11 protein-coding genes and 1 pseudogene are annotated in these 21,692 nt (G+C 68.5%); 6 read left to right on the forward strand and 6 right to left on the reverse strand.

All coding sequences use genetic code 11. From position 1 onward, the window contains the following. Positions 1-16: 16 nt before the first annotated feature. Entirely contained in the window at positions 17-3,640 is a 3,624-nt protein-coding gene (locus ACIQD6_RS25300; protein ID WP_401886060.1) for a DNRLRE domain-containing protein, read from the reverse strand. A 621-nt stretch (positions 3,641-4,261) separates the two neighbouring features. Here ACIQD6_RS25300 and ACIQD6_RS25305 point away from each other — a divergent pair. Further along, complete coding sequence (locus ACIQD6_RS25305) at positions 4,262-11,635, forward strand: polymorphic toxin-type HINT domain-containing protein (protein ID WP_401886062.1); 7,374 nt, start codon at positions 4,262-4,264, stop codon at positions 11,633-11,635. Positions 11,636-11,637: 2 nt separating this feature from the next. Next, on the forward strand, positions 11,638-11,937 hold the full coding sequence (locus ACIQD6_RS25310) for a hypothetical protein (protein WP_401886064.1): 300 nt from the start codon (positions 11,638-11,640) through the stop codon (positions 11,935-11,937). A 532-nt stretch (positions 11,938-12,469) separates the two neighbouring features. On the opposite strand, the gene ACIQD6_RS25315 is transcribed toward ACIQD6_RS25310, so the two are convergent. Further along, positions 12,470-12,802 carry a hypothetical protein gene (locus tag ACIQD6_RS25315; protein WP_401886067.1) on the reverse strand — a complete coding sequence of 111 codons (333 nt, stop codon included), beginning with the start codon at positions 12,800-12,802 and terminating at the stop codon, positions 12,470-12,472. An 805-nt stretch (positions 12,803-13,607) separates the two neighbouring features. Further along, positions 13,608-13,857: pseudogene (locus ACIQD6_RS25320) on the reverse strand (tyrosine-type recombinase/integrase); the annotation flags it as partial. Positions 13,858-14,090: 233 nt separating this feature from the next. Here ACIQD6_RS25320 and ACIQD6_RS25325 point away from each other — a divergent pair. The 3 genes from ACIQD6_RS25325 (at position 14,091) to ACIQD6_RS25335 (ending at position 15,859) form a co-directional block, all read left to right on the forward strand. Continuing rightward, complete coding sequence (locus ACIQD6_RS25325; protein ID WP_401886070.1) at positions 14,091-14,960, forward strand: helix-turn-helix domain-containing protein; 870 nt, start codon at positions 14,091-14,093, stop codon at positions 14,958-14,960. Beyond that, a complete protein-coding gene (locus tag ACIQD6_RS25330) occupies positions 14,957-15,169 on the forward strand; it encodes a DUF397 domain-containing protein (protein WP_401886072.1) in 213 nt (70 codons plus the stop codon). The genes ACIQD6_RS25325 and ACIQD6_RS25330 overlap by 4 nt, the downstream gene beginning before the upstream one ends. Before the next feature lie 270 nt (positions 15,170-15,439). Further along, positions 15,440-15,859 carry a hypothetical protein gene (locus tag ACIQD6_RS25335; protein ID WP_401886075.1) on the forward strand — a complete coding sequence of 140 codons (420 nt, stop codon included), beginning with the start codon at positions 15,440-15,442 and terminating at the stop codon, positions 15,857-15,859. Positions 15,860-16,085: 226 nt separating this feature from the next. Here ACIQD6_RS25335 and ACIQD6_RS25340 read toward each other — a convergent pair whose 3' ends face one another. Both ACIQD6_RS25340 and ACIQD6_RS25345 read right to left on the reverse strand, forming a co-directional pair. Continuing rightward, a complete protein-coding gene (locus ACIQD6_RS25340) occupies positions 16,086-16,319 on the reverse strand; it encodes a hypothetical protein (protein ID WP_401886076.1) in 234 nt (77 codons plus the stop codon). Between the two features lie 115 nt (positions 16,320-16,434). Next, positions 16,435-17,442 (reverse strand): DEDDh family exonuclease, encoded by a 1,008-nt coding sequence (locus tag ACIQD6_RS25345; protein ID WP_401886078.1) that lies wholly within the window; start codon positions 17,440-17,442, stop codon positions 16,435-16,437. A 217-nt stretch (positions 17,443-17,659) separates the two neighbouring features. Between ACIQD6_RS25345 and ACIQD6_RS25350 the strand changes: the two genes are divergently transcribed. Then, on the forward strand, positions 17,660-18,370 hold the full coding sequence (locus ACIQD6_RS25350) for a VIT family protein (protein ID WP_401886081.1): 711 nt from the start codon (positions 17,660-17,662) through the stop codon (positions 18,368-18,370). Here ACIQD6_RS25350 and ACIQD6_RS25355 read toward each other — a convergent pair whose 3' ends face one another. Next, entirely contained in the window at positions 18,371-21,466 is a 3,096-nt protein-coding gene (locus tag ACIQD6_RS25355) for an NACHT domain-containing protein (protein ID WP_401886083.1), read from the reverse strand. Between the last annotated feature and the right edge of the window lie 226 nt (positions 21,467-21,692).

The following is a 21,692-nucleotide window of genomic DNA, read 5'->3' on the forward strand; positions in this document are numbered from 1 at the left end:
CGTCGGTCACGGTTGCTCAGCCGATCGCCTGCCGGGTCTTCCACCAGGTGGAGAGGCCGATGACTTCGGTGCCGGTGCCGCTCAGGGCGGTCCTGCTGCCCGCGTGGAGGCGTACGGAACCGTTGGCGAGGACGGCCCAGATGTCGGGGATCGAGTCGCCGGTGACGTCCGGGGTGCCCATGAGGTGGGGGATCGCGGTGCTCGACCAGCCGGAGGCGCCGTACTCGGTGTCCTTGCCGCCGCTCGAATTCGCCGCTGAGGCGAGCGAGTCGAGGTTCACCCCGCCGGAGCCGGCCTTGATGCCCGTACGGAGCAGCAGCCGGCCGCTCACGTCGGACCGGTAGACCAGGTCGGTGACGCTGTCGCCGGTGACGTCCAGGGCGATGACGGTGTCCCGGTCGGACCAGGCGGTGGCGGAGAGACGGGTGGCCTTCTCGACCGTGGCGCCGTTGTAGCCGGTGAGGCCCCACAGCGCGTCGCCGACGGTCGCGAAGAAGTCGGCTTTCCCGTCCCCGGTGGCGTCGCCCGCGGAGACGATCTGGGTGAAGGAGGCGGGGTCGGGGGCGCCGGACGGGAGCAGGATCTCGCGGCGCTTGTCGATGTTCACGGCGCCGTAGCCGTCGCCGGGGTAGACCCAGAGTCTGCCGCCGACGCGGACGACGACGTCCTGGAGGCCGTCACCGCCGTAGATGTCTCCGTTGTGGGTGATCAGCGCGCCGTCGAAGTGTTTGGTGGGTGCGGCGACGACGGGTGGGAGGTCGTCGCCGTTGGGGTCCTTGGCGGGGTTCGCGCGGTAGGCGCCCGGCATGGAGTAGTCCAGGTCGCCGGTGCCCTTGGCCAGGTCGTTGGTGGCCTGCGAGGGGTAGAGGCCGAGGCCGCCGCCCTCCGTGACGGTCAGAAGATCGGGCAGCTTGTCGCCGGTCATGTCGCCGGCGGCGTCGGCCTGGTCGCGGGGGCTGACGTAGAAGAAGTACTTGGCCGGTGTGGAGACGTTGCCCGCGCTGTCGACGGTCCGTACGTACAGCACATTGGGCCCGGCGGACGGCGGCTTGGCGTTCGCGACCGTCGCGCCGGTGGTGGTGGCGGTACCGGCGGTACGGGCCAGGGTGAAGGGGTAACTGGCCTTGTTGTAGCCGTACTCGTACCGCACGACGTCCTTGTCCAGAGCCCGGACGGTGAAGGATCCGGGCGTGCCGAACTTCTTCGTACTCCAGAGGGAGTCCTCGGGCTGGCTGCCGAAGCCGTTCTCGTTCTCGTCGGCGTTGGGGAAGTCGGTGGAGGAGACCTTGGGCGGTTTGGGAGCGGCGGTGTCCAGGACGAACCGGCAGGGGGTCTTCGCCGGGGAGTAGCCCGAGGAGGAGCCCGCGGCGTCGAAGGCTCTCGCCCGCCATGAGTACTGCGTGTTGTTGGTCAGCTTGCTCGTCGCGAATTCGGAGGTGGTGACGCGGGCGCTGCCGGTGTTCGAGCCGACCTTGACCTTGCCGGTGGACTTGAGGAGGTCACCGGTGGTGTCCCACTTGCCCGTCGGCCAGAGGTCGAAGTCCAGGTGGTCGAGGTTCTTGTCCTTGTCGGCGGCCGACGCGACGAAGGAGACCGCGCCCGCGCCCATCCGCGCGTACGGTTCCGTGGTCGTGCACTTGGACTCGGGGTTGAGGTCCAGACCGGTGGGTGAGCCGGGCCGGCGGTTGTACTCGAGTACGAGGACGGGGGCGTTCTCGCCGTTGGCGGCGAACTTCTTCCACGCGTACTGGGAACTCTCGTTCACGGCTCGCATGCCGAAGGTGATGGAGTCCCAGCCCTTGTCCGCGGCGCTCTGGGCGGACTTTCTGACGTCGAACGTCTCGTAGTCGTCACGGCAGTTGGACTTCCAGCCGTGCGCGAAGCTCTTGGTAGCGATCTTGTTGCCGTTGTGCAGCTTGGGGGCGTTCTTCCAGTTGGTTTTGGAGCCGATTCCACCCGTCAGGTGCACGCTCATCGCCCGGGAGCTGCACGACCAGGAGTAGGTCTCCAGGACGCGCAGCCTGGCCTTGGTGATGACCGCGCCCTTCAGGGACTTGTCGAAGTCGATGTTGAAGAAGGAGCGCGAGGTGCCCCAGGTGTCGGACTCGAAGCCGACGCGGGCCTCGTGCGTACCGCCCTTGTTGAAGCCCTTGCCGTTGTAGAAGGTGGCGTTCGGATAGCGGTTGTAGACGGTTGTCCAGTTCTGGGTGTGCTTCGTGGTCGAGGGGTCGATGAAGACCGGGAAGACCGTGGACGGGTCGGACAGCAGCTCCGCGTCCGGGGTGATGTGCCAGTTGCCGCCCGAGAGGTCGGCGTCGACCAGCGCGCCGTGGGAGTCGGGGGACGGCCCGTCGAGCCCCGGCAGGGAGAGGGTGGCGGCGGGCCCGGGCTGGGAGGGCGCGGGCGTGGGCTCCGCCGGGGCGGACGGGAGCGGTGACTCCGGGGTGTCCGGTACGGGCTCGTCGCTCGCGGACGGCAGGGTTTCCTCGTACGGGTCGGTCTGCTCGTCGGTCTCACTTGCTTCGTCGCCCGTCTCGCCGTCGCTGGGCTCGCTCTCCTCGTCGGAGGGCGACTCCTCCGGGCCGGGCGTCGGATCGGCGGGCAGTTCCTCGGGCGCGGTGGGCTGCGCGGAGGCGCCGACTCCGCCGTCGGTGGCGGCGGGGGCTCCGGCGCTGTCCCACATCATCGGGGTGGGCGACATCGCCACCTCGTCCCCGTAGGGGTCCTCGGCGGTGACGATGCCGGACAGTGGGTCGAGACGGAAGGTGAGGGTGAGGGAACTGAGGCCGTAGGCGATCCGTGTGACACGGGGGTCGGCGGCCGCGGCGCGGTTCTTCACCACGAGGAGCTGGGCGAATCCGTTGTCGTCCGCTGTGAGTACCAGATCCGCGCCGGGGATGATCTCGGGGTACAGCGCCCGGTTGGTGTCGATGATGGGTTCGGGGACCGGTCCCGGCCAGGTGAGCTGGAGCTCGTGGCCCTGTGAGTGGAGGGTGACCAGCGGGCTGGCGGTCTCGTCCGCGGCGACGGCTCCGACGGCGGTGCGTGCGGCGGAGGCCTGGAGGAACGAGACGCGGTGGAGGCTCGCGGGGGCCTGGCGGCCCGAGGTCGTACGGTCCGAGGTCGTACGGTCCGAGGTCGCCCGGCCCGGGCCCGTACGGCTCGTACGCTCCGAGCGCGATGCGCGCTCCCCGCGGTCGCCGTCGCTCTTGGAACCGGCGGAACGGGCGGAACCGGCCGAGCCGGCGGAGAACACCACTTCGGTGTTACCGGCCCTCGGCTCCCAGCCCCGGTCGGTCCGGTGCAACGACAGATCGATCGGCTTCCATGCGCCGCCGACCTTGGCCCGGATCGGTGACACATGGATCTCGCGGGACATCAGACCGTCGGGGCGTGCCCAGGTGGTCGAGTCGGGCGTACGCAGCGAGGTGGCCTCCACTCGCTTGCCGGTCTTCGCCGCCCGGGTGATGGCGTCGCTCTCACTCACCGGCGAAGAGGCCGACCGCGTAGGGGACTTGGCGTCCGGGGTCGGATCCGTGATGCGCAATCCGGCGTACGTCAGTCCGGTCGCGGCGATGACGGCGGCGCAAGCCACGGCGATGGTGCGCTGACCCGGCAGGCGGAACCGGCGTTGCGACATGCGTGAGAGCCCTCCCCCTCGGCCCCGGTGCGGCGGCGGACGCGCCGGCCGGAGATACGAAGCCCCTCACGTGTGCCTCAACTCACGGGACGAGCGAGCAGATCATGACTCAAGAGTGAGCATCCGTCACCCTGCGATATGCGCGAGGGACTTCGGTGCGCGCCGACGCCCGTCGGACCGCCTTCGCTCCTGACGCCCTTTCAGCGACCGCACGACCTTTCACGGAATGGGTCGAAGGTTGCGAACCAGCCTATTCCGCAAGGGGAATTGGGTATGGAAGAAGCCGTATGGGAGCAACATTCCATCACTCCCCAATGTGTCGTGATCATTACATCTGGCCGCTCGGCCTGCATACTCCCGGGGCGGGTGTGATTGACCCGTTACGGGGTGTGATCGTGATCACTTGGTCACAAAATCTCTGGCCTTTCGTCACAGGACCCCCACAGAATCAGCGCGTCCTCGCAGGGCCTCGTACATGGTCTGTTCACGGCCTGTCGCGTGACTTCCTGCACGACACTCCGTGCGGCCCCACCCCGGTGCCGCTCCCATGGTCCGGGGGGATCTGGCGTGTCTCGTCTGTCTGAAACTCGCCGTCGGCGACGTCGCGTCCGTCGCACCGTCGTGCCCGGACTGGGCCTCGCCCTGCTGATCGCGCTGCTGCCCGCACAGGCACTGGCGATCCCGCCCGATCCGGCGAAGGCCGGGCGGGAGGAACTGGTTCTGGAGAAGCTCGGCCAGGACCAGGCGGTGTCGGGCAAGACCGAGAACAGGAACCTCGACAGCCTGAAGACCGAGACTCCGGAGGATCTGCAACAGGCGCCTCCGGGCACGACCACCGTGCCGCCCGCCGACACCGGCACCGTCGACTTCGGTTCCGGTAAGGCGTCCGCCCGTACAGCCGTGGCGGATACGACCCCCGTGGCGGATCTGCCCGTCAGCCTCGGCCGGGCGCCGGGAGAAGCCGCGCCCACGGGAACTTGGCAGGTCTCGGTCGCGGGCCGCACGGAGACGGTGGCTCAGGGAGTGGACGGCGCGGTGGTCACCGTGCGACCCCCGGCCACCGGAGCGGTGCCGGTCTCGGTGCGGTTCGACTACGAGAAGTTCAAGAACCTGTACGGCGCGGACTGGGCCTCGCGGCTGCGCTTCGTCCAGTTTCCCGCGTGTTACCTGACCACCCCCGATCTGGAGGAGTGTCAGGCGTACGAGGAACTGGAGACGGTCAACGACACCGCCACGGGTTCGGTCACCGCGACGGTCGACACGTCAGTGAACGCCTCGGAGGCCTCTGCCAAGGCCTCTGCCAAAGCCTCCGCCACCGCCAAGGCAGCTGCCACGGCCACCGCTGCGGCCGGCGGCGCGTCCGCGCTGGCCGTCACCGACTCCGGTGCGGGGGCGGGTGGTTCCTTCCAGGCGACCCCGCTGGCCTCCAGCGGCACCTGGGCGGCCGGTGGCTCCGCCGGTTCCTTCTCCTGGTCGTACCCGCTGACCGTTCCCCCGACCCCGGCCGGTCCGTCCCCCAACATCTCCTTCGCGTACGACTCGCAAGAGGTGGACGGCAAGACGGCCGTCTCCTCACCGCAGGCGTCGTGGATCGGTGAGGGGTGGGAGTACGAGCCGGGCCATATCGAGCGGCGCTACCGCTCCTGCAAGGACGACACCAAGAAGCTCACCGAGGGCACGCCCAACAACACCGCCAAGAAGAGCCGTACGTCCGACCTGTGCTGGGTCTCGCACAACGCGGTGATGTCGCTGAACGGCCGGACCACCGAACTGGTCCGGGTCGGCGAGACCGACACCTACCGTCCGCAGAACGACGACGGCACCCGCGTCGAGCTGAAAACCGGCGCCACCAACGGTGACAACAACGGTGAGTACTGGGTGGTCACCACCTCGGACGGCACGGCGTACTACTACGGCCTCAACGAGCCCGGCAGCGGCCACGCCGACACCAACTCCGTCTCCACCACGCCCGTCTACGGCAACCACCCCGAAGAACCCTGCTATGCCGACACCTTCACCGCCTCCCGTTGCGGTGCCGGCAAACAGCAGGCGTGGCAGTGGGGCATGGACAAGGTCGTCGACGTCCACGGCAACGCGATGGTCGTCAACTGGAAGCAGGAGACCAACTACTACTCGGTCAACAAGAAGTTCAAGTCCCCGGAGAAGTACGACCGGGCCGCCTACCCCGTCTCCATCGAGTACGGGATGCGCACCGAGGACCTGACCAAGCCGTCCGCCACCGTCGAGTTCGGCGTCCAGCAGCGCTGCCTGAAGTCGGCCGCCGCCTGCGAAGCGGCGAACTTCGCCAAGACCGACGACCCCGGCGCCTACCGGCCCTGGTGGGACACCCCCGGCAACCTCAACTGCAAGTCCACCTCCAAGATGTGCCCCGCCTTCCCGTCCTTCTGGACCCAGCTCCGCCTGGACACGGTGACGACGAGGGCCGCCCGCGCCGGACAGACCGGCGCACTGGGCAAGGTGGACACGTACACCCTTCACCAGTCGTTCCCCTCCGACTGGTACGACACCTCACCCGGCCTCTGGCTCAACTCGATCACGCGCAGGGGCTTCGCCCCCGGCGACACCACGGGAACCCTCCAGTCCAAGGACGGGGTCAGTTTCGGCCCGTACACGGTGGGCTCCTCCTCGCCGCTGCGCGACCGCCTGAGGGACCGTCAGCTGCCCAACCTCGTGCCTGCGGGACCCGGGGACCAGCGCCCCGGCTTCACCCGTCCGCGCATCGGCACGGTCGCCACCGAGAACGGCGCCGACATCCAGGTCGAGTACACCGGCGGCTGCGCCACCGAACCCGCCACCGACAAGGGCAGGAACAACACCACCTGCTACCCGGTGCGCTGGTCCCCGGACGGTGAGGAGAAGCTCCCGGGCAAGGCCTGGTTCAACAAGTACCTCGTCTCGTCCGTCACCGAGACGGACCGGGTCACCACCCACGGCAAGCCCGTCGTGACGTCGTACAAGTACACCTCGCCCGCGTGGCAGAAGTCCGACAACGAGTTCCTGCGCCCGGCGCTGCGCACGTACAGCGTCTGGCGTGGCTACCGGCAGGTCGCCGTCACCAAGGGCAGCAAGTCCATCCCCCAGCCCGGCGAGCCGCAGTCGCAGTCGCACACCGTCACCCGCTTCTTCCAGGGCGCGGGCGGCGAGGTGAAGGACTCCAAGGGTGAGGTGGTCCTGCTCGCGGAGGACGCGCCCCAGTTCGCGGGGATGACCGCCGAGACCCTCACCTATGAGCACTCCGAGGGCCGCGTCCTCACCCGTGCCCTGACCTTCCCCGAGTCCAGGAAAACCGCCTCCCGGACCCGTGAGGCCGAGGACGGCACCGATCTCGACCCGCTGCTCGCCCACCGCACCTGGGTGGCGCGCACCGACGCCGTCCAGACGATCGACACATCCAGCTGGCAGACGGTACGGACCGAAACCACCGTCGACGACACCTACGGGCTGCCCACCCAGTTGGAGATGTCGGTCGTCAAGCCCAACGGCACCGGCGAGACCGTCAGCGACCAGGTCTGCATGCGGACGTCGTACGTCCACAACACCGCCGCCTGGATCATCGGCAAGGCCAAGGAGACCCGCTCCACCGCCACGCCCTGCGCCCGGTTCAACACCGCGAACACCGGTACGGAGCTGCTGAGTTCGTCCCGTACCTCTTACGACGGCCAGGCGTGGGGAGCCGCTCCGGCCAAGGGCCTGGAGACGTCGGTCTCGGAGATCAACGGCGAGGGTTCGGCCCACTCCGTGACCACCACCACGTCGTACGACCCGCTGGGCCGCGTCAGGAAGGTCACCACCCCGCTGACCGGCACCTCGGAGACGGTCTACACCCCGGGCGACAGCGGCGGCCCCGTCACCGACATCAAGCAGATCAACGCCAAGGGCCACGCCTCCACCACGGCCTACGACCCGGGCCGCGCCCTGGCCCTGACGGTCTCCGACCCGAACGGCCGGGTCACCAGGACCGAGTACGACGCGCTCGGCCGGCTGGTCAAGGGCTGGTCGCCGGGGCGTTCCTCGGGCGGCAAGTCCCCGGACACGGAGATCTCCTACCGTGGCGCCGTCGCGACGTCCAGCGAGACGAGCCCGGCCGCCGTCACCGTCAAGTCCCTTAAGGACGACGGGAGTTACGCCCGGGAGGTCACGCTCTACGACGGTCTGGGCCGTACGGTACAGACGCAGCGCGAGGCCCACGGCGCGGGCCGGATCATCACCGACACCAAGTACAACGACCACGGCCTGGTCTGGGAACAGACCGGCGGCTACCTCGCCCAGGGCGAGCCCGAGACCAAGCTGTTCGCCCGGGTGTCGGAGTCGCTCGTACCGAACAAGACCAAGACGCGGTACGACGGCCTCGAACGCGTGGTGCGTGCCTCCGTCTACCACGGCGCCGACTTCACGTACGCGACGTACACCACCTACGGCGAGGACTGGGTCTACGTCGACCCGCCGGGCCGCACCGCCCCGTCCACCCAGAGCTTCACCGACGCGCTGGGCCGGGTCACCTCGGTCCAGCACCACACCAGCGCGGGCGACACCGGCACCGCGCGGACGACGGAGTACGCGTACGACGCGCGGGGCAACCACACCAAGGTCACCGACCCGGCCGGCAACACCTGGGAGTACGCGTACGACGTGCGCGGTCGCCTGACCGGTTCCACCGACCCCGACACCGGCGGGTCCTCCTTCGCGTACGACGACGAGGACCGCAGGACCCGGGTCACCGACGCGCGCGGCAAGAACATCCACACCCAGTACGACCAACTGGACCGTGTCGTCGCCGTCCGCGAGGGCTCGGCGACCTCCGCTCCGGTCAAGGAGTTCACGTACGACAGCCTGCCCGGCGCGACCGGCCTGCCCGTCGCCTCGATCCGGCACGACACGACCGGCGACTACATCGACCGGGTCACCGGCTACGACACCGACTACCAGGCCACCGGCCGCGAAACGGTGATCCCGTCCCACGCGACGACCACCGGTCTCTCCGGCACGTACGCGTACTCCTACAGCTACACACCCACCGGAAAGCCGCTGTCGGTCACGCTCCCGGCCAAGGGCGGGCTGGCGAGCGAGAAGGTCGTCACGCGGTACGACGACGACGGCCTGCCGGAATCCACCTCGGGGATCTCCTGGTACACCTCGGACATCACCTACTCCCCGTACGGTGAGCCGCTGCGCTCGGTCAGCGGGCAACAGCCGGCGCGGGTCTGGACCACCAACTTCGTGGACCAGCACACCGGCAGTCTCCAGCGCACGGTCGCCGACCGCGAGACGGCCGGTACCTACCGGGTGGCGGACAGCTACTACGCGTACGACGAATCGGGCAGCATCACCTCCAACGCCCGCAAGCTGACCGACGCGTCGGGCTCGACATGGGACAACCAGTGCTTCACCTATGACGCGTTGGGCGAGCTCGTCCATGCCTGGACCTCGAACATCACGCCCGACAACGCGGGGACGGGCTGCCGTTCGTCGGGCGGCGTCAACTGGGGCCACCGGACCGACGGCGAGCCGTCCAGCGGCCCGGTGGCCGACGCGCCGACGGTGGCGGGCGACGCCACGAGGCCCAGTGCGGGCCTGGCCGCCTCGCTGGCCGCCGCCGCGCCCGAGGCCACGACGGTCTCGCCGGTCGCGGCGGGCCCGGCCGGGTCGTCAGGACCCACCGCGTACCGCCAGTCGTTCACGTACGACTGGCTGGGCAACCGCGCCACCCTCACCGACCACGACACCACCGACGCCACCAAGAACGTCTCCTACACCTACCGCTACGGCCGCCAGGAAACCGGCAAGGGCCTGGTCCAGCCGCACACCCTCACCTCCATCAGCTCGACGCCCGGCGGAAAGGGCAGCGTCCACACCTACGACGACGTCGGCAACACCACCCTCCGCGACCTGCCCGCCACCACCCAGAATCTGGCCTGGACCGCGGAGAACAAGCTCGACACCATCACCGACGACGGCGTCAAGACCCGCTACGTGTACGACGCCGCGGGCAACCGCATCCTGGAGAATTCGCCCACCGGCTCGACCCTCTACCTGGGCGAGACGGAACTCACCACCGACACCACCGGCAAGATCACCCGCGCCTCCCGCGCCTACTCCCAGTCCGGCGCCCCCACCGTCGTCCGCACCACCAACGGCACCACCACGGGCCACACCGTCAGCGCCCTGATCGCCGACCACCTCGGCACCGCCAGCACCACCGTCGAACTCGGCGCCACCCAGACCGTCACCCGCCGCGCCTTCAAGCCCTACGGAGAAGCTCGCGGCCCCAAACCCGCCCTGTGGCCCAACAAACGCAGCTATCTGGGCACCGGCATCGACGACGCCGCCACCGGCCTGACCCACCTCGGCGCCCGCGAATACGACCAGGCAGCAGGCCGCTTCCTCTCCGCGGACCCGGTCATCGATGTCACCGACCCCCTCCAGATGAACGGCTACGCCTACGCCGGCAACAGCCCCATCACCACCAGCGACCCCACAGGGCTCTGCCCGGCGGAGGTATGCGGGGAGGGAAAGGCGAACCCGGGCAGCGGCGCGGGCCAGGCGGCAGCCGCCAAGGCCGCGAAACAGCAGCAGAAGTCCGGCCCCAACCCCTCTAAGGGCGCCAGCTACAGCGGCTATAAGGGCGCCGGCTACAGCGGCGGCGGCTCGCCCACCGTCACCTACACGATCACCCACACAGTCACCGTCACCAAGCCCGCCCCCTGCAACTGGCTCTGCCAGGCCAAGGGCTGGCTGAAGAAGCACAAGACCGAGATCATCACCATCACCACCGAAGTCGTGGTCGGCGTGGCCTGCGGCGCCGTCGGCGCGGGCGCGGCGACAGCGGGCGTGGGCGCCGTCGCGGTCGGTGCCGGCTGCGGCGCCATCGCGGGCGCGGCAGCAGCGGCCGTGGGCAACGCCCTCGACCCCGAAGCCGACAAAAGCCTCGGCGGCTACGCGAAAGCAGTCGCCAAGGGAGCCGTGATCGGAGGCGTCGCCGGCGCAGCCGGCGGAGCCATCGGCAATGCCGCCGCCAAGGGCGTCAAAGCCGTCGCCTCCAAAATCCTCAAACGAGGAGGAGGCGGCGGAGCCCCGAAGGGCAGCGCTGGTGGCGGTGGTGCCGCTGGCGGCGCGAAGACGGGCGGCGGCTCCGCCCCGGCGGTGCCCTGCAACAGCTTCGTGCCGAAGGCAGAGGTGCTGCTCGCGGACGGCACTCGCAAGAAGATCGCCGACGTAAAGGTCGGGGACAAGGTTCTGGCGACGGACCCGAAGACGGGCGAAACAGTCGCGAAGCCGGTGACCGCGGAAATCATCGGCAAGGGACTCAAGAACCTGGTCAGAGTCACGATTGACATCGACGGAAAGAAAGGCGACAGAACCGCCTCCGTCACAGCCACTGACAAACACCCCTTCTGGGTCCCCGAACTCGACGAGTGGATCAACGCAAGGGACCTCCACCCGGGGCAATGGCTCCGCACCAGCAGCGGCACCCACGTCCAGATCACCGCACTCAAAACCTGGACCCAGCCGGCCACGGTCCACAACCTCACCGTCGCAGACCTCCACACGTACTATGTGCTGGCGGGGGCTACGCCGGTCCTGGTCCACAATTGCGGTAGCAGGCCCGATGGTCCGGATCCCGACGGAAACATTGTCTACCGTGCGCTGGCCGAGAATGATGACCCTGCAATGGGATTGACGGCTCGGGATCCTGGAAATGCAGGGGTCAGCCCTCTGTCGCATGTTGCAGGAAAGAAGATGACACCATGGATATCGACAACCAAGAATCCCAGCATTGCATTCGACAAGTACAACCAAGGCCATGGGGTGGTTGCGATGGACCTGAGGCGCATGCCGTATAATTCCGTGGATATTTCTTCCGGCCCGTTCCCGTCAAGCAGGAGGCATAGCGCCTACGCTAGGAAGGACTCGGAAGTCCTGGTCTGGCAGAATATCCCGGCGGAAGCGATCGTTGGATACTGGCCCGGAGGGTAAGCATGGATGAGCTGCTAGAGCTGCTGGACGAGGCGTGGGATGAGGAGTCTGGATTTCTCGGAAAGCTTCGGTCCGGGAAATTCGATCCAGATGCCGGCGAAGCTTACGTGGCGCTACTTTCTCGGATTCCCCCGATCGGCGAGACCGTGGAAGCGAGACTCGTGCAACTCATCTGGTTCGCGCCTATGTTCATCGAGTGGCAACTGGAGCGGGCCGCCAAGAGCGAGGATGAGCTTAGGCAGCTGACTCGCATTGCGACTCAGGTCCACGAAGCTGTGTCCAATATTCTTGGGATTCCGTAAGGAAATTCGCTTATTCTGGCCTGTGAGTAAGCGCCAGGCAGTGAAGGTGGAGCGCTGTGGAGGATTCCAACCCAAAGAGCCCTGTCAGACACAGTCCGGCAGGGCTCTTTGGGCGCTTGACGGCATTTTCAGTGGGCGGCGGCTGTGGTGGGTGGGTTGTCAGGGTAGCCGCCGGTTCCGCCGAGTACATCGTTGAGGGTGTCAATGGCTTGGCGTTGGAGGCGGAGTCGCACGTGGGCGGGCGTGGTGGTCGCGGCTGGCGCCTCAGCCGTCGTTTTTACGGTGCGGGCGCCGACCCGCTGCCCGACCCACGCCTCCGCCTTGAGTCCAACCAGCCCGTCATCCGGTTCAATTGCTACGACCGGGCCTCACCGGGAGCCGCCCAGCAAGCAGTGTCAGATCCTCCGAGTAGCCCCTCTGGCAACCGCCTCCACCGCTTCCAGCGCCGCCGCCCACGGATACGGCCCCTTCTCACCCGGCCTGTTCGGCACGAACCCGCCCTGCCCTCCACCAGACCCTGGTCATGGCGTCATCACGGCACCGTGAACCAGCAGACGTCACCGGAGTCGGGCAGCCGGGAATGCCGTTTAACTTCTGCCGCCGTCCGCGCCAGGACTACGGCTTTCTTCACTCGCCACGGCAGAAACGGCTCCCGCGTCGACTCCGTCAGATCGCCTGCTCGCGCTCCGGCGTCATACAGATCGCCGACGATCCGCAGGAGCAACATCAGCGGCTCCTGAACCGAGGCGCCACGTCCGAGGAGGCTGCCGACAGACCCGCTGATCACCGAGAACCCGAGCCACTCGTCGTGCGCGTACTGGATCAGATACCCCAGCTCGCGGCGATATGCGTCCTGGTTCACCATGACTCGGTTCCCATGCTGAGGGATTTGGAATCGCTTCATCTCCAAGCCTCCACACCGTTGCGCAGGCGTCGCTCCTGGCCGAGGTCCTTCCTTCTTGTTCTCCCCGCGCAGGGCGAGAGTGGCCCCTTGTACTGAAATGCCCGCGAGACGGGAAAACGGGTACTCCACATGCAGGCGAGGCCTCAGGCACTGGTCCCGGTGGTGGACCAAGTCAGCCTGCGACGAAGCGTCCAGACAGTAGTAGGCGATCAGCGCGTTCAGGCTATGGGCGAGCCCCAGCCATGAGGAGCGCGGGCCGGGGCTCGGGGTGGCGTCAGTCGGTGGCCACGGGGTCCGGGGAGCCGGCGTGCGCCTTTGTGGGCATCACTTCGCCTGCCTGGTGTGCGAGTTGTGGGTCTGCCAGCGTCAAGCGTCCGACGTGCAGTCGGTCATGCCCGTATATCGTCTTGCTCAACTCCGTGGAACCGTCCAGGTCCAGAGACCACGCCGCGTCATGAAGTTCCAGCGTGCCGGACTGGCCCTGTACGGTCAGAACTCACCTGCGGCCCGCCGCTTCGTCCGGGTGACCGTGGGGCGTGTCGGTTCCGAACGCCGGCGCTCCGGCAGCCCGGACTCCGCGAGCGGCGACCGTCCCGTACTCCCAGATCGCGTCGTGGAGGATCCGCACGCAGCCGCCGCACGCCGTGAACGGAGCCGAGATCCCGCCGGTCGTCCGGACCGGCCCGAGCCAGATCACCCGCGTCCACTCCTGCCCGCACCAGAGCCAGCACCGGCCGTCAAACCAGTCGTTGCCGGTGGGGCGACGGGCGTTGCCGAGGGCGTCGATGGCCTGGCTGGAGGCGGAGTCGGACGTGGGCGTAGACGCCGGCGGTGACGCGGATGTGTGCGTGGCCGAGGAGTTCCTTGATCACGGCGAGGCCGATGCCCTGTTCCAGGAGCAGGGTCGCGATCGAGTGCCGGAGATCGTGGAAGCGGATGTGGCGTAGACCCGCGCGGTCGAGGTGTTGGCCGGAGCGCCGGGTGAGGTTGGCGGGATCGAGCGGGCCGCGCTCGGGTATTGCCGCGCCTCAGAGGGCGGGCCGGGAAGGCTGGTTGTGGGGTGGGGGAGTTGACGTTTTGAGGTTTGCGTTACGCAGTGTGGCCGGATGTACATAGGCTGACCTGTAACAGTGCGCTTGCGGACGGTGACTGTTCTATTCGTGGTCCGTGTCCGTCTGGTCCTCTCCTGCGGGATCTTTCGTGCGCTGAGTTGGTGTTGTCGCTTGCAGACATCTCGGAGGTGCGCGCGGTGAGTGAGGACAAGAGTGGTGCGGACGGAGCGGATGGGCCCGACTGGGGCTCGGACCTTGAGGACGACGACTCGGGGGCTGTGGTCGCGGCCGTTGGGCGTCAGATCAAGCTCTGGCGGACGGCGGCGGGGTTGAGCCAGGCCGAGTTCGGTGCGGCGATCGGCTACGGCGAGAACCAGGTCTACAAGGTCGAGGCCGGCAGCCGTATCCCGAGGCCGGAGTTTCTTGAGCGGGCGGACGAAGTGCTGGGCGCGGGCGGCAAGATCGCCGCGATGAAGCAGGACGTGGCGGAGGCGCGCTACCCGAAGAAGGTCCGGGGCGTGAAAAAGCTGGAGGACGAGGCAGTCGAGCTCCTGGCGTACAACAACTCAGTTATTGAAGGGCTGTTGCAGACCGAGGAGTACGCGGCGGCGGTGTTCGGCAATCGACGGCCGCCGTTCTCCGGAGAGGAGGTGGACCGGAGGATGGCAGGGCGTACGGCGCGGAAGCAGATCCTCGGTGAGTCGACGGTGCGACATCTCTTCAGCTTCGTTCAGTGCGAGGCCACGCTCCGCCGCGCGATCGGAGGCAGAATGGTGCTGCGGCGCCAGCTCGAACACCTTCTGGAGGTGGGGCAGTTGCGCAATGTAGATCTTCAGGTGCTCCCCTTGAGCTGTGCGGAGAACTCGGGTCTTGGTGGATCGTTCCGGCTGCTCAGGCTGAAGGAGGGAACTACGATCGGGCTGAACGAAATCCAGCTCCTCAGTCGAGTGATCTCCGACCCCAAGGAAGTCCAGATCCTGGACATGCGCTACGGGGTACTCCGGGCGCAGGCCCTCACTCCTCGGGAGTCGCTGGCCTTCATCGAGAAACTGCTGGGAGAGACATGAGCTTCAAGCTTTCTGCCGGGGACGTTGCTGAGCTGGAGTGGTTCAAGAGCAGCTACAGCACGGACGACGGTCCTTCCTGCGTCGAGGTCGCGACCACCCCGCGCACGATCCATGTCCGCGACTCCAAGGACGTACAGCTCCGGCCCCTCTGCTTCGCCGCCACCGCGTGGGCCGACTTTGTCTCGTACGCCTCGGACTCGGAACGCTGACCGAGGCGCCTGAGCCCCCTGCTGAGTCGGTTGGGGCGGGGGCAGAGGTGGTCGCGTTGAGCGGTGCCGGGAAGTTGAGAGGGGTCCGCAGGGCTGTGAATCACTTCCATACGGTGAGCGCCGCGTTCGGTCAGCGGGCAGCAGTTGCTATCTTTCCGCATTTCGGATGTCGGAGGGAGTGGGGCTGGGAGGGGGATCGCAGCTGATCGCAAGAGGGTCGCTAAAGATTTCGGCCGAGAATGTTCTCCATCATGGAAGGAATCCATTCTGATGACGGAGCTGGTCGAGTTCGACGACTTGCAGCAGGTAGAGGTCCTGCTCCGTGCTGGAATTGAGCTGAAGTTCGAGTTGTCGGAGGATTCGGAGATTCTCAATGGCAGTCCGGTCTTTGCGAGGGCGCTGAGCAATCTTCGGGATGGATTGATCGCGGCGGTGCGTTCCGGTCCCACTCCGGGCAAAGCGCAGTCCTATGTGGACTGGTATCAGCTTTCGGGCCATTCACGCCGCTGGAGCCTAATCGCGCGACGGGCCATCTCGCATCCGCATTGGGGTGAACTCTCTACGGCCGACCTGCGCCAATGGATCGAGACGCTGGCGTCGCCGCTGAGAGTTGATGACGATGCGCTTGCGTCCATTAAGGCAGCCGGTGACGAGATCGTGACCGCCGCTGACAAGAAGTCGTGCGAGTAACGAGAGGCCCCACCGGAATGGTGCTCCGGCGGGGCCTCTGGGGTGTTTGACGGCAGTAGTTGACGGCAACGTCAGCGGACGACGGCTGCGGCTGGTGGGTCGTCTTTGCCGTCGTCGGCTTCGCCGAGGTCGGTGCCGAGAGAGTCGATGGCTTGGCATGGGAGGCGGAGTCGTACGGTCCGTGACTCTGTCTCCGCGTCGCCTCGGATCGGACTCTGTCGACACCTCAGACCCTGTCGACGATGCCCGCCCTGCCGTCGGCGCGGGCGCAGTGGGCGCCGCAGAACCAGTGTCCGTCGGCCTCGACGCCTTGGCCGATGATCTGGACCCGGCAGTGTTCACAGATGGGCGCCATGCGGTGGATGGCGCAGGAGAAGCAGTCGAAGACATGCACCACGCCCTGCGCGTGCACCTCGAAGGACATCCCGTAGTCGTTTCCGCAGACCTCACAACGTGCCATGCGCCACAGAGTGGGACGCCGGGCCGCCGTACGCGAGCGGTCCGGTGGCGAGTCGCGCGCCAATCACCCGTCTGCGGGCCGGACACCGGGACAGGTCGGTCGACGCACGGACAGGTCAGTCGGAGCCTCGTGCGGGCGCCGTGGCGGGTGTTACGTCCCGCAGCAGCTGTGTGAAGGCCGCCTCGTCAAGGACGGGCGTGCCGAACGACGCGGCCTTGACCGTCTTGGAGGTCGAGGACGCCGGGTCGTTGGTCACCAGCAGACTGGTCAGCCGCGACACGCTCGTCGCGATGTGCAGCCCCGCCTCGACCGCCCGGTCCTCCAGCAGTTCGCGGTCGACGGACGTGTCGCCCGAGAACGCCACCCGCATCCCCTGCACCAGCGTCCCGCCCGGCTCGTACCGGCCCGGGTTCGGATACGGACAGGCCGGCCGCTTGCGCGAGGGCCGCCAGCTTCCCTGCTGACGGTACGACGGCTGATAACCGACCCGGGGCCGGGCGGGGGCGTCGGACCATTCGGTGAGCGGCAGGCATTCGAGGAGCGGGAGCCGTACGCCGTCCCTGGCCGCCGCATGGAGGCTCGGGCGGAAGGCCTCGGCCAGCACGCGTGCGTCGTCGAGGGCGTGGTGCGCGCGCTGCTGTACGACGCCGAAGTGCGCGGCGAGCGACTCCAGCTTGTGGTTGGGCAGGGGCAGGCCCAACTCCTTCGAGAGCGCGATCGTGCACAGCCGCTGCCGGGTGGGCGCGGTGCGTGCCGCGCGCGCGTACTCCCGGGCGATCATCGACCAGTCGAAGATGGCGTTGTGCGCCACGAGCACCCGCCCGTCGAGCCGTTCGGCCAGCTCGCCGGCGACCTCGGGGAAGAGCGGGGCGCTCTCCAGCACCTTGCTGGTCAGCCCGTGAATCCATACGGGGCCCGGATCGCGCTCCGGATTGACCACCGTGTACCAGTGGTCCTCGACATCGCCCTGAGCGTCCAGACGATAGACGGCGGCAGACACTATCCGGTCGTCCCGGGCGAGTCCGGTGGTCTCCACGTCAACGACCGCGTACCCCTGGGGATAGGCGGCCGGCCACGTCGCTGCGGTCGTCTGGGCAGTCGTCTGGTCGTCGAGCATGGTCACAGAGAATACGGGCCGCGACTGACAACGCCGTCGCCCGGTCCTTCACCCGGTCGGTCGTGGCCGCCGAGGCCGGTGCGTGAGCCGTCGTTCCGTCAGGGCCGTTACGGAGTTGGTGAACCACCGCTCCTCCCATGCCCGATGGGTCCACCGGACGGGGGATCGCTGACGACCGCGTTGACGCCGGGGTGCGGTGGACGGGCCGTGAGACGCTCCCCGGGTGACTGACACCACTCACGACGAGCCGCACGGCGGATCCCTGGGCAGCCGCCTCAACTGGCTGCGCGCGGCGGTCCTCGGAGCCAACGACGGGATCGTCTCGACTGCCGGCATCGTGGTCGGTGTGGCGGGAGCCACCGACTCGCGCGGTGCCCTGCTCACGGCGGGCCTCGCCGGGCTGCTGGCCGGATCGATGTCGATGGCGGCGGGCGAGTACGTATCGGTATCCACGCAGCGCGACTCGGAGAAGGCCGCGCTGGACCTGGAACGGCGCGAGCTGCGCGAGCAGCCGAAGGCCGAACTCGACGAGCTGACCGAGATGTTGGCGGAACGCGGCCTCTCGCAGGAGGTCGCCCGTGAGGCGGCCGAACAGCTCACGAACCGGGACGCGCTGCGCGCCCACGCGCGCGTGGAGCTGGGCATCGACCCCGACTCCCTCACCAACCCATGGCACGCGGCGGGCGCCAGCTTCCTCGCCTTCACCGTGGGCGCGCTGCTGCCGCTGCTCGCGATGGTGCTGCCGCCGGCGTCGTCCCGGCTGGTGGTGACGGTGCTTTCGGTACTGGTGGCCCTGGCCCTGACGGGCTGGGGGAGCGCCAGGCTCGGCTCGGCGGCGGTGCGGCCGGCGGTGCTGCGGAACATGGGCGGGGGAGCGGTCGCGATGGGAGTTACGTACGCGGCGGGGGCGTTGTTGGGGGCGGCGGGGGTCTGATCACATGCGGATGATCCGGCCGGGCGGGAAGTGCTCTTCTCCGGTCACCGGTGTGTCGTCTCCAGGAATCCTGATGGTGACTCTCTCCAGATCGGCCAGCGGACTCAGGTCGAGAGGAGGTCCCGACGAGGCGCACGAGAAGAGTCGCAGAGTGGTGAGGACGGGCAGGTCGCGGAGAGGGGCGAGTCCACTGGATACGTCGCAGAGCCACAGGGAGAGTCGTCGCAGCTCCGTCAGATGACCGATCTGCCTCAGGTCGAGCGAGTCCTGCCGCCCGAGGTCCAGCTCGACCAGGCTGTTCAGGGAAGGGTTCTCGGCGAGCTGGCCGATCTGGGTTGCCCCGGACAGTGAGAGTCTCGTGAGCTGTGGCCAGCGCTCGATGCCTTCCAGGCTCACGTGACTGGTCTGGCGCAAGAGGTCGAGCTCGGTGAGCTGCGGGCCGATCGGCAGTTCGCCCACGCTCTCCATGAGCAACGGGTAGTCGAACACGGCTTGCCGGAGATCGGGCATGTCACGCAGCGGCTCCAACGACAGGTCGTGATGCATGTCGTACAGGAGGAGGCTTGTGAGTCCGGGGCGGGCCAGTTCGCCCAATTCCCTTATGACGGGGCACTGGATGAAGGACAAGCCCGAGAGCCCCGGAAGGGACGCGAGGGCCGAGAGATCGGTCAGCACGTTGTTGTCCTGGAGATAGAGGCGGTCCAGGTCCTCCAGGGCGAGGAGCGGTCTGAGGTCACCGTGATCGCCGCTTACATGCACGCTACGGGCCTGGGGGACGTACCGCAGTGCCCGAAGCTGCTCCGAAGTCCGCACGTACAGGTAGGAGTTGTCCCAGGTCTGCGCGGACAGGACAGCCTCGGCGTACGCCTCACTGTTGAATGACGCCCACGCCCGTGACACCTCGAAGGCGACTTCCCGACGTGAGTCCTCCCGGAACCTGGAGATCACCTCGAACGCGGCATCCCCCTCGATGAGCGCCGCCGTCCGCACCACCGCGGCCGCCGTAAGCTCACCCAACCCCTCGGCCCCCGGCAGGAGTTCGAGTACCAGCTCTCCCGCCTTCGCCAGCTCCTCCGCGTCCCGCAGGTCGTGCGGTGGCAGCAGTTCCGCCGTCCGCGCCTCCACCTCCGCCCGTACCGCCGGGTCCAGCTCCGGAGCGTGCTCCAGGCAGGCCGCCGCCAGCAGCACCAGCCGGTGGCGCAGACGCGGTGCGCGGTCCGCGCGGCGGAGCAACTTCCGTAGCAGACCTCCCCGTTCGTCCACGCGGGCGTGGCCCACCGCCATCCGTACGACGTCGTCCCACTGGTCGTCGTGCGCGTTGCGCACCAGCACACCGAAGTCCCGCGCTTCGACCGCCGCCTTCGCGCCCAGGTAGTCCTGGAAGGTCCGGTGTACGAAGTCGACCGCGCCCGCCATCGGTTCGCGCAGCAGGCCGCTGCGGATCAGCAGGTGCGTGAAGACCTGGTCGGCGTTCCCCTGGACCTGGGGCATCGAGGCCAGCCACTCGCCCACCATCTCCACGGCCTCGTCCCGGGCCGCCTCCACCTGGCCGTTGCGGATCAGCCAGTACGCCAGCCGCTGGAGCAGCGCCGTCTGCTCGTCACGGGTCAGGGTGACGCCCTCGACGGCCAGGATCTCCCGCTCGGTGTCCCGCCGTACGAGCAGCATGTCCAGCGCCGCGTCGTACAACTCCTTCCGGGCGCGGGGCAGTTGCATCCGGCGGTCCCGGTTCAGGGCGCACAGCAGGGCGCACATCAGCGGGTTGGTCGCCAGCCTGCCCAGGTCCCGGCGCGTGGTCACCGCGTGGAGGAGTGACTTCTCGTACGTGTCGAGCTGCGCCCGCTCGGTGTCCGAGAGGCATTCGAGCCGTGCCGAGCCGTGCCAGTGCTCGACGAACGACCTGATGTCGTCCCGCTCCATCGGCAGGAGCGAGTGCGTCACGAAGCCCAGCCCGGACAGCCAGTCCTGCGGTACCGCCGACGGGCGGGTCGTCACCACGCAGCGCACCCTGGGGAAGGCCGCGACCAGGGATTTCAGCCAGGCCTCCGTACGGGCCCGCAGCCGCGTCGGAACCTCGTCCACGCCGTCGACCAGGACCAGCGCCCGGCCCTCCGTCAGCAGGCTCTCGGCCCATCCGGCCGCCGGTGACAGCGGCACTCCGGCCGCCCGCAGGAAGTCCTCGGGCATCGGCAGCGTCCCCGACGACGTGAACGCCCGCAGGCGCAGGACGAACGGCACGCACCGGTTCCAGTCCGCCAGTTCGGGGACGAAGCCGCGCCGGGCTGCCGTCAGCGCCAGCCACTGCACCAGCGTGCTCTTGCCCGAGCCGGCGGGGCCGCGTAACAGCAGCCGGTCCGCTCCGGCCAGCGCCTGCTCGGTGGTGAGCGTGGTCGGACCGGCGTGCCGCAGGGCCGGCCCTCCGGGGTCGCCGCTCACCGCCAGGCTGATGTAGGCCGTGTCCAGCGGCAACTCCCGCCCCGACCGGCCCAGCGTCAGGCCGAACAGCTCCAGCCGCCCGTGCGTCGCGGCCACGTACTGCGCGTACCGCCGCTCGAAATCCAGCGCCGCCGACTCCGGGCGCGGGCCCAGCCGGTCCCGTACGTCCTCGACCACCTCGCGAGTCCGGCCCGCCGCCCGTGCCTGCTCCACCGCCGCCCGCGCCGCGAACGAGGGGTGGACCGTGAGCTGCTCCACCAGATGCGCGCAGCAGAGGGCCAGGAGTTCCCCGTACAGCCGGAGCCCCTCCTCGCTCAACCCCGCTGCCGGTGCCCGCAGCCGTTGGCACAGCCGCTCCGGGGCCAGATCCAACGCGAACAGCAGCTCCGCGTCGAGCGGGCCCGCCGCCGCGAAGGTGGCCTGCACGGAATCGACGGCCGCCAGCCGCTCGTTCTCGGACAGGGAGGCGTACGCGTCGGAGAGACGGCGGCCCAGGACCTTCGCCAGCCGGTCCGGGGAGGCCGGGCGGGGGAGGGGCCGGACCGGGGAGGTGACCAGGGCCGCGCCCGGTCTGGGGACCAGCGGGGTCAGCAGGGACTTGGCGAGCGCGCCCGCGACCGTGCCCGCGAGCCGGGCGAGCACCACTTCGAGACCCTGCACGACCGCTTTCCCCCATCGTTCCGCGCATCGTCCCCGTGGCCTCCCTCACCGGTCGTGCCACGGGCGTACCGGTGCTCAGGATCGTACGGCGCCGGGGGCCGCCGGGACGCGCGTTTGCACAGCCCCCTGGGCACGGGCTTACGGTGAACGTTTGCATCAGCGTCTGATCACAGTCGATCGACTCTGCGTGACCCTGATCGAACATGACTCTGATCGAAGAGGAAGA

The sequence above is a fragment of the Streptomyces sp. NPDC088400 genome (assembly GCF_044753355.1).
In the GTDB taxonomy this organism is placed as follows: domain Bacteria; phylum Actinomycetota; class Actinomycetes; order Streptomycetales; family Streptomycetaceae; genus Streptomyces.

Coding starts and splice junctions, on each gene's coding strand:
- ACIQD6_RS25300 (WP_401886060.1), bottom strand. CDS start 3,640: ATGTCGCAACGCCGGTTCCGCCTGCCGGGTCAGCGCACCATCGCCGTG.
- ACIQD6_RS25310 (WP_401886064.1), top strand. CDS start 11,638: ATGGATGAGCTGCTAGAGCTGCTGGACGAGGCGTGGGATGAGGAGTCT.
- ACIQD6_RS25315 (WP_401886067.1), bottom strand. CDS start 12,802: ATGGTGAACCAGGACGCATATCGCCGCGAGCTGGGGTATCTGATCCAG.
- ACIQD6_RS25330 (WP_401886072.1), top strand. CDS start 14,957: ATGAGCTTCAAGCTTTCTGCCGGGGACGTTGCTGAGCTGGAGTGGTTC.
- ACIQD6_RS25335 (WP_401886075.1), top strand. CDS start 15,440: ATGACGGAGCTGGTCGAGTTCGACGACTTGCAGCAGGTAGAGGTCCTG.
- ACIQD6_RS25340 (WP_401886076.1), bottom strand. CDS start 16,319: ATGGCACGTTGTGAGGTCTGCGGAAACGACTACGGGATGTCCTTCGAG.